Origin of the sequence: Caldovatus aquaticus (genome assembly GCF_019458025.1) — a bacterium.
GTDB lineage: Bacteria > Pseudomonadota > Alphaproteobacteria > Acetobacterales > Acetobacteraceae > Caldovatus > Caldovatus aquaticus.
On record NZ_JAHZUY010000090.1, the window covers coordinates 1 to 8,674 of the forward strand.

Below are 8,674 nucleotides of genomic sequence, written 5' to 3' on the forward strand. Positions count from 1 at the left end.
CAGGCGGGCCCGTGGGGCGGGCGTGGGCGCGGTGTGGGCGGGTTCGGCGGCCTCGGCGGGGACATCCGCCCCGGCGGTGTCCTCCCCGCCCGTGGCCGCCGTGTTGGCCACCGGCGCGGCCCCGGCGGTGCCGGTGAGCGGGTCGAAGGCCGCTTCGATGTCTTCGACCACCTCGCTCTCCGGCTCGATGCCGATGGCGCGCAGGCCGGCGTCGGTGATCTTGAGCAGCATCTCGTCGCCGTCCACCGTCCACTTCGCGACCGCGTCGTAGGCGGGGCGGTGCACGCCGATCACCAGGTCATTCTTGAGCAGGGCCTTCGCGACCGACTGCCGCGCCCCTGCGGGCAGGCTCTCGGGCGGATAGGCGAGGCGCTCGGGGTGCTGCGCGGCGGCGGTCAGAATGGTGCGCTGGGTGTCGGTGAGCTTCATCGTCGGGGTCTCCGGTTGCGGGAGCCGACCCTCGGCCCCCTACTGCCGGGAGCCCCGCCGGGCTCGGGCTCCCATCGCGGCTTGCCGCGATGGGAGCCCGCGGACCCGGTCGGGGCGGTGGCGGCGCCGCGTCGCGGCGCGCGGCGCTGGTCAGTCGCGCGCGTCCTCCGCGGCGATGCCCTCGTGGATCACGAAGCCCGTGAGGTAGGGCAGCCCGGCGGGGATGCCGGTCTCCCGTGCCGTGCGCCGGTCGATGCGCCAGCCCATCCAGGTCGCGGTGGCCCTGGTGATGGCGTCCGCGAGCCCGGTGCCTGCGTGCAGATGGTTGCTGACTTCGTCCGCGAAGTGGCGCCCGTGGCGGCTGTCGAGGAAGGCCCGCACCGCGTCCGGGTCTGCGTTGGTGGCGTCGCGGATCGCGGCGAAGGCGATCGGCCATGCCGCTGCGGCGTGCTCGCCCATCGTGCCCCAGAAGCCCCACTCGGTGTTCTCGGTGGGGAGGATCGTGCGGTTCGTCATCGTGGTCTCCGTCCTGCTCTTCGCGTGAGGGACCATTCGCGCTGCGGCGGGGGCTGAGCCAAGCGCCATCGGCGCTTCGTTGATTGCTTTCTCCGAGGGGTCTTGATCACATCATGATCGCCAGCGCCGAGCCGGGCCGCGTGGCCTCGCAGCGCGAGCTGGCGCGCCGCCTCGGCGTCTCCCACACGGCGCTGCAGAAGGCCCAGCGCGCCGGCCGCATCGCGCCGGAGGCCGATGGCGCCTGGGACGTGGCCAAGGTCCGCGCGCGGCTCGCCGAGAGCAGCGACCCGGCGCGCAAGAGGGCAACGCTGGTGCAGGCCCCGGTGGCAGCGCCCCGGCCTGCATCGCCGTCGCCGGGCGCTCCGGCACCACCGGCTGCCCCGCCGCCGACCGCCGATCCCCTGCCGCGCGCCGCCGGCAGCACGTTCCATGATGCGCGCACGGCGAACGAGGTGCTCAAGGCGCAGGAGCGTCGGCTGCGGCTCGACGAACGAAAGGGCAAGCTGGTCGACAAGGCGCGCGCGCTGCTGCTGGTGCACCGCCTCGCCAAGGAGGAGCGCGACGCCATCCTCGCCTGGCCCGCCCGGGTCGCCGCCGAGATGGCGGCCGAGCTCGGCGTCGATGTGCATCGGCTGCAGACCATGATGGACACCCGCCTGCGCCAGCACCTCGCTGCCCGCCACGATGTCCGCGTGCAGGTGTCGTGATGGCGGGCGAGCATTTGCTGGAGGAGCTCGGCCGCTTCGACGGCGACGCCGAGATCCTGCAGGCCTGGCGCGACGGCATGGCGCCCGAGCCGACCCTGCTGGTTTCGGAATGGGCCGATCGCCACCGTCTGCTCGGCTCGCGGGGCTCCGCCGAACCGGGACCCTGGCGCACGGCGCGCACGCCCTATCTGCGCGAGATCATGGACGCGCTGTCGCCGGCGCATCCGGCGCGGCGGGTGGTGTTCATGAAGGGGGCCCAGGTCGGCGGGCCGCTCGCGCTGGATACGGCCATCCCCACGGCCGAGGGCTGGGCCACGATGGGCGCGCTCGTGGTCGGCGACACCCTGTTCGACGAAGCCGGACGCCCGTGCCGGGTCACCGGCGTGTCGCCGATCATGATCGGCCGCGACTGCTACGGCGTCACCTTCGACGACGGCACGCGCATCGTCTGCGATGGTGACCATCGCTGGCCCGTCTGGGACTTCACGGACGCCGAACGTCCCGTCCGGCGCACCCTCCACACGCGCGACATGGTCGGGCGGACGCAGCTCGGCGGGGGCAAGCGGCGGCGCTACGCGGTCGATTGCTGTCAGCCCGTCGAGCTGCCGGACCAGGACCTGCTGATCCATCCCTACGTCCTCGGCGTGTGGCTCGGCGACGGTTCGGCGACGATGAACCACATCAGCGTCCACGAGGAGGACGCGGAGGTCGCCGACCATCTGCGCGCCTGCGGGGTCGATGCCATCTTCCGGCTGCCGGCGTGGCGCAAGGGGCGCTGCGGCAACATCGTCATCGATCCGACCTTCCGGCTCGTGGACGACGGCGTCACGCCCGCCCGCATCCAGCACCGCTCGCGCTTCACGATGCGGCTGCGCATGCTCGACGTGCTGGAGAACAAGCATATCCCGGCGGCTTACCTGCGGGCCAGCCGCGCGCAGCGGCTCGAGCTGATCCGCGGCCTGATGGACTCGGACGGCACCATCTCGCCGGACGGCAAGCGCTGCGAGTTCAGCAACACCGACCCCGGCCTGATCGAGGGCATGGTCGAGCTGCTGCGCAGCCTCGGCTACAAGCCGACGATCTACCGGGTAGCCTCGAGGCAGAAGGTCATCAACGGCACCGATCGCGCGTGCCTCGGCTATTCGCGCGTATCCTGGACCGCCTACCGCGAGGAGCCGATGTTTCGGTTGTCTCGCAAGGTCGCGCGGATGCGTTCGGTGGAGCGCGGCCGGCCGCTCAAGAGCCGACGGCGCCGCATCGTCAGCATCGAGCCGGTCGAGAGTGTGCCCGTCCGGTGCATCGAGGTGGACTCGCCCAGCCACCTCTACCTCTGCGGAGAAGGTTGGGTCCCGACGCACAACACCGAGTGCGGCAACAACTGGATCGGCTACGTCATCCACCACGCGCCCGGGCCGATGCTGGCGGTGCAGCCGACCACCGAGCTCGCCAAGCGCTTCTCCGACCAGCGCATCGACCCGCTGGTCGAGGAGACGCCGGCGATCCGCGAGCGCGTCGCGCCGGCCCGCTCGCGCGACAGCGGCAATCGCCAGCTCAGCAAGGAGTTCCCCGGCGGGCAGCTGGTGATGACCGGCGCGAACAGCGCGGTCGGCCTCCGCTCGATGTCGGCGCGGTTCCTGTTCCTCGACGAGATCGACGCCTATCCCGGCGACGTCGAGGGGGAGGGCGACCCGATCGCGCTGGCCGAGGCCCGCGCCCGCACCTTCGGCTGGCGGCGCAAGGTGCTGCTGGTCTCGACGCCGACCATCGCCGGCCTGTCGCGCATCGAGCGCGAGTACCTCGCCACCGACCAGCGGCGCTACGTCGTGCCCTGCCCGCACTGCGGGGCGATGCAGTGGCTGCGCTTCGAGCGGCTGGTGTGGGACGACGGCGAGCCGGAGACGGCGCGCTACCTCTGCGAGGCCTGCGACGCGCCGATCGGCGAGCGGCACAAGGCGCAGATGCTGGCGGCCGGCGAGTGGCGGGCCACCGCCGAGCCCTCCGACCCGCATGCCATCGGCTTCCACATCTCGGCGCTCTACTCCCCGCCGGGCTGGATGCCCTGGTCGGAGATCGCCCGGCTGTGGCTGGCGGCGCAGGGGGACGACCGCGCGATCAAGACCTTCCGCAACACCGTCCTCGGCGAGACCTGGCAGGAGGCCGGCGAGGCGCCGGACTGGCAGCGGCTCTACGACCGCCGCGAGCATTGGCCGATCGGTACCGTGCCGGCGGGCGGGCTGCTGCTGACGGCGGGCGTCGATGTGCAGCGCGACCGCCTCGAGGCCAGCATCTGGGCGTGGGGCCAGGACCGGCAGTCCTGGCTCATCGAGCATCGCGTGCTGGCGGGAAACCCGTTCGAGGGGACGGTCTGGGAGGAGCTGCGGCGGCTGCTCGGCGAGACCTGGCGGCACGCGAGCGGGCACCGCCTGCCGGTCGCCATGGCGGCGGTCGACAGCGGCGACGGCATGACCACCGCCGAGGTCTACGCCTTCGTGCGGCGGGCCGGGGCGGGACGCGCCATCGCCGTGAAGGGCCAGGACGGGCTGCGCGCTGCCGTGGGCCAACCGGCGGCGACCGAGGTGCGGCGCCAGGGGCGCAAGCTCGGTGGGCTGAAGGTCTGGCCGGTGGGATCGTCCTTCCTGAAGGGCGAGACCTACGGCTGGCTGAAGCTCGACCGGCCGACGGCGGAGAGCGGCGAGCCGTTCCCGCCGGGCTACGTGCACCTGCCCGTGCACGCCGCCGGCGAGGAGTTCTGCCGTCAGCTCACGGCCGAGCAGCTGGTCGCGCGCGCCGGTCGCAACGGCTTCCGGCGGCTGGAATGGGTCAAGACCCGCGAACGCAATGAGGCGCTGGACTGCCGGGTCTATGCGCGAGCGGCCGCGGCGGCGCTCGGCATGGACGGCTGGGGCGAGGGCCGCTGGGCGCGGATGGCGGACGCGCTGTCGCTGCCGGCGGCGGAGCCCGCGCCAGCCACCACGACGGATGCACCGGCCGCGATCGCCACGCGCCCCCGCGCCTGGCTCGCGCCGCGCAGTGGCTGGCTGCGCTGAACCTGGAGAACCCCATGACCGCCATCGTCCCGGTGCGCACCACGATCGCCGCCGGCCAGGCGCTGAGCGCGCCGGTCGCCAGCGTCGGCTACGGCGTCTGCCTGCTGCTGCTGCCCGCCGCCTGGACCGACGCCCCGCTGACCCTGCAGGGCGCGATGGACGAGGGCGAGCCCGCCGCCTGGGCGGACCTGCACGACCACCTCGGCAACGAGGTGGTGCTGACGGTCGCCGCGGGCCGCGCGCTCACCCTGCCGCCCACCCTGCTGCTGGGCTGGCGCTGGCTCCGGCTGCGCTCGGGCCTCGCCGCCGCGCCGGTGGACCAGGCGGCGGAGCGCCCGATCACCCTCGGCATCCGGCCGCTCGCATGACCGCGCTCATCCAGCACCACCTGCCGCCCGCGCCGGCGGTGCTGCCCTACGTGTCGGGGCGGTTCTACGCCTCGCAGCACGCGCGCGCGGTCGGCGGCGCCGTCGCGATGACGGCGAACCGGCTGTATGCCGTGCCCTATGTCCTCGCCCGGCCCGGGCTGTTCGCGGCCATGGCGGTCAGCGTGACCACCGGCGCGGCGGGCGTCCTGCGCATGGCATTGGCCGCCGACAACAGCGCCGGCCGGCCCGGCGCGCTGATCGAGGAGCCGCTGGCGGACGCCGACACCGCCGCCGCCGGCGGCGCGGTCTGCCCCTTCGCGCGGCCGCGCTGGATCCCGGCCGGGATCTGGTGGCTGCTGCTGTGCTTCTCGGGCACGCCCTCGGTGCGCGGCACCAGCACCCAGGCCTTCAGCGGCGGCAACACGCTGCTGCTCGGCTCGGCCGCGGCGGATGGCGGCGCCGGCGGGGGCGCCGCCGGCAGCGAGAACGGGTTCTTCGCGCCGCTGACGCACCAGGCCGGCGCGCCGATCATGCCGAGTCCGCCGAGCGGGCTGTCCTATCTCGTCAACGCGGCGGCGCCGCTGCCGACGCTGCGGGCGGCGTGATGGATCCCTCCGTCCTGGCCTGGGCGCTGGCGCAGCCGGCGGGCAGCCGTGCGGCGGCGCTGGCCGCGGCCTACACCGGCGGCACCACGCGCGTGAGCTTCGAAGGCCGCACCGTCGAGTATCGGAGCCTCGACGAACTCGGCCGGGCGCTGGCCATGTTGCGCGGCGCGGAGAACAGCGCCGCCCGTCGGCCCTCTGTGACGCTGGCCAGCTTCTCGCGGGAGAGAACCGGGTGATCCGACGCCTCCGCGACGCATGGCAGGTCCTGCGCGGCTACGCCGCGGCGCAGGACCACCGCGCCTCGGCCTGGGCGCCCTCCGGCGGCAGCGCCAATGCCGAGATCGGTCTGGCTGCCGCGACGGTCGCCCGCCGCGCCCGCGACGCCGTCCGCAACGACCCCTACGCCAGCCGCATCGTCGACCTCTGGACCGGCAACGCCGTCGGCGCCGGCATCACCACGCGCTGGCCGGACGACGCGCATGGCCGCGCCTGGCAACGCTGGGCGGAGGGCACCGCGTGCGATGCCGAGGGACGGCTCGACCTCTACGGCCTGCAGGCGCTGGTGATGCGGGCGGTGGTCGAGAGCGGTGAGTGCTTCGTCCGCTTCCTGCTGGCGCCGCCGTCGCCCGCCAATCCGATCGGCCTGCGCCTGCAGGTGCTGGAGAGCGATCACCTCGACACGGCGCGCAACGGCATGGTGGACGGCGTGCCGACCATCCAGGGCATCGCGCTCGGCGAGGCCGGCGCGCCGATCGGCTACTGGCTGCACAGCGTGCATCCGGGCGCCGCCTGGATCCTGCCCGGGGCCACCTGGCAGAGCAGCGAGCGCATCCCGGCGTCGGAGGTGCTGCACGTCTATCGCAAGCGCCGGCCCGGCCAGCTGCGCGACGTCTCCTGGTTGGCGCCGGTGCTGCTCCGGCTGCGCGATCTCGGGGACTACGAGGCGGCGCTGCTGATGAAGGCGAAGATCGAGGCCTGCCTCGCCGCGGTGGTCACGGAGGAGGGCGACGAGGCGCTCACCGGCGCCGCTTCCGGTCTGCTCCGCGACGCCCAGGGCCGGGCGGTCGAGAGCTTCGAGCCGGGGATGATCCTGTACCGCCGTGGCATGGGCAGCGTGGAGGTGGTGAATCCCTCGGGGGGCGGGTCGCACGCCGCCTTCGCCCGCAGGGCGTTGGAGGCGGCGGCGGTGGGCGCCGGCCTGACCTACGACCAGGTCTCCGGCGACCTGACCCAGGCGAACTACTCCTCGCTCCGTGCCGGCAAGATCGAGTTCCGCCGGCTCTGCGAGCAGGTCCAGTACGGCATGCTGATCCCGATGCTGGTCCGTCCCGTCGCCGAGCGCTTCCACGCCCAGGGCGCGCTGCTCGGCCTGTGGGGTGCGGAGATGCCGGACGGCGTCAGCCACGTCCCGCCGGCGCACGAGATGATCGACCCGCTGAAGGACACCACCGCCCTGATCGCCCAGGTGCGCGCCGGCTTCGTGCCGCAGCCCGAGGCGGCCGGCGCCTTCGGCTACGACTTCCGCGCCGCGGTCGAGCTGATCCGCGAGGCCAACGCCCTGCTCGACGAGGCCGGCCTCGCCCTCGATACCGATCCGCGCCGCGTCGCCAAGTCCGGCGCCGCGCAGGACGCAGCGCAGATGGCCGCGGTGGAGATCGCTGCCACCGGTGCCGCGGCGCCGCCCCGAGACACGGCACCCCAAGGCTGAGCATGACCGAACCGATCGAACCGGGCGGGGTAGATCCCGCGCCGGATACTGATGCCGTGCGTGATCGGCTTCCCAGCGCTGGGCAGTCGCTCGTGGCGCAGCGTGCCATCGCCGCCCCTGCCACCGTCGATCGCGCCGCCCGCACCGTCGAGGTGGTGTGGTCCACCGGCGCCCGCGCCCGCAACTTCGTCCCCGCCCTCGGCCCGATCACCGAGGAGCTGGAGATGTCGCCGAACGCGGTGCGCATGGAGGCGCTCCGCTCCGGCCGCGCCCCGGTGCTCGACACCCACCGCCGCGGCGGCGCGCGCGACGTGCTGGGGCGGGTCGTCGCCGCCCGCCTCGACGCCGGCCGCGGCTACGCCACGCTGCAATTCTCCTCGGCGGCCGACGTCGAGCCGGTCTGGCAGCGCATCGCCGACGGCACGCTGCGCGCCGTCAGCGTCGGCTACCGCGTGCACCGCTACGAACCGCGGCCCGACGCCGCCACCGGCGAGACCGTCCACCGCGCGGTGGACTGGGAGCCCTTCGAGATCTCCGTCGTGCCGGTCCCGGTGGACCGCGATGCGGCGGTGCGCGCGCAGGGGGAACAGGGCCTCCCCGCGCCGGCAATCGAGCCCGCCCTGCCTGACGAGGACCCACCCATGCCCGAGACGACGCCGGCCCCGCAGGCCGAGCCGGCCGCCCCGCCGGCGCCGCCGACCCATCCGCCCCAGGAGACCACCGTGACCACCAGCCCCGCACCGGCCGACCGGACCGCGCCCGCCACGCCGCCCGAGCCGATCCGCGCCGCACCGGACCTCGACGCGGTCCGCGCCGAGGCGCAGCGCACCGAGCGCGCGCGCATCGCCGGCATCGACGCCGCGGTGGAGGCCGCCCGCGCCCTGCTCCCGCCCGAGCGCATCACCCCGATCCGTGCCGAGGCCATCACGGCCGGCTGGACCGGCGATGAGGCCCGCCGCGCCCTGTTCGATGCCCTGGTGGCACAGGGGCCGCGCCCCTCCATCCCCGCTCGCCCCGAAACCGGCCCCGGCCACGACGACCCGGCGCAGATCCTCGACGCCATGGCCGAGGCGCTCGCCGCCCGCGCCATGCCCGGCTACCAGCCCCAGGGCTCGGGCCGCCACGCCGAGTTCCTCGGCTGGCGCCCCTCCGACATGCTGCGCGAACTGCTCGCCCGCCGCGGCGAGCGCAACCCGCCGCGCAACCCGACCCTGCTCGCCGAGCGCGCCTTCCACACCAGCTCCGACTTCCCGGCCCTGCTCTCCGCCGCCGCGAACAAGATGCTGCTCGCCGC

General features: G+C 74.5%; 9 protein-coding genes. 7 read left to right on the forward strand and 2 right to left on the reverse strand.

What is annotated here, in order from left to right; all coding sequences use genetic code 11:
• Positions 1 to 429, reverse strand: a 429-nt coding sequence (locus K1J50_RS17835; RefSeq protein ID WP_220119109.1) for a hypothetical protein, incomplete at its 3' end; no start/stop codon positions are given.
• Positions 430 to 579: 150 nt separating this feature from the next.
• Positions 580 to 945, reverse strand: coding sequence for a hypothetical protein (locus K1J50_RS17840; protein ID WP_255575432.1), 366 nt, complete (start codon positions 943 to 945; stop codon positions 580 to 582).
• A 113-nt stretch (positions 946 to 1,058) separates the two neighbouring features.
• Here K1J50_RS17840 and K1J50_RS19340 point away from each other — a divergent pair, with 113 nt between their 5' ends.
• The 7 genes from K1J50_RS19340 to K1J50_RS17875 all read left to right on the forward strand — a co-directional run.
• Positions 1,059 to 1,652 carry an elements of external origin gene (locus tag K1J50_RS19340; protein WP_255575433.1) on the forward strand — a complete coding sequence of 198 codons (594 nt, stop codon included), beginning with the start codon at positions 1,059 to 1,061 and terminating at the stop codon, positions 1,650 to 1,652.
• Positions 1,652 to 4,699: a terminase gpA endonuclease subunit gene (locus tag K1J50_RS17850; protein WP_220119111.1), complete on the forward strand. Its 3,048-nt coding sequence runs from the start codon at positions 1,652 to 1,654 to the stop codon at positions 4,697 to 4,699. The genes K1J50_RS19340 and K1J50_RS17850 overlap by 1 nt, the downstream gene beginning before the upstream one ends.
• 14 nt (positions 4,700 to 4,713) lie before the next feature.
• A complete protein-coding gene (locus tag K1J50_RS17855) occupies positions 4,714 to 5,067 on the forward strand; it encodes a hypothetical protein (RefSeq protein ID WP_220119112.1) in 354 nt (117 codons plus the stop codon).
• Complete coding sequence (locus tag K1J50_RS17860; protein WP_220119113.1) at positions 5,064 to 5,672, forward strand: hypothetical protein; 609 nt, start codon at positions 5,064 to 5,066, stop codon at positions 5,670 to 5,672. The genes K1J50_RS17855 and K1J50_RS17860 overlap by 4 nt, the downstream gene beginning before the upstream one ends.
• Complete coding sequence (locus K1J50_RS17865) at positions 5,672 to 5,908, forward strand: phage head-tail joining protein (protein WP_188902977.1); 237 nt, start codon at positions 5,672 to 5,674, stop codon at positions 5,906 to 5,908. The genes K1J50_RS17860 and K1J50_RS17865 overlap by 1 nt, the downstream gene beginning before the upstream one ends.
• On the forward strand, positions 5,905 to 7,380 hold the full coding sequence (locus K1J50_RS17870) for a phage portal protein (RefSeq protein WP_369413642.1): 1,476 nt from the start codon (positions 5,905 to 5,907) through the stop codon (positions 7,378 to 7,380). The genes K1J50_RS17865 and K1J50_RS17870 overlap by 4 nt, the downstream gene beginning before the upstream one ends.
• A gap of 56 nt (positions 7,381 to 7,436) precedes the next feature.
• A partial coding sequence (locus tag K1J50_RS17875) for an HK97 family phage prohead protease (RefSeq protein ID WP_369413643.1) occupies positions 7,437 to 8,674 on the forward strand: 1,238 nt, incomplete at its 3' end.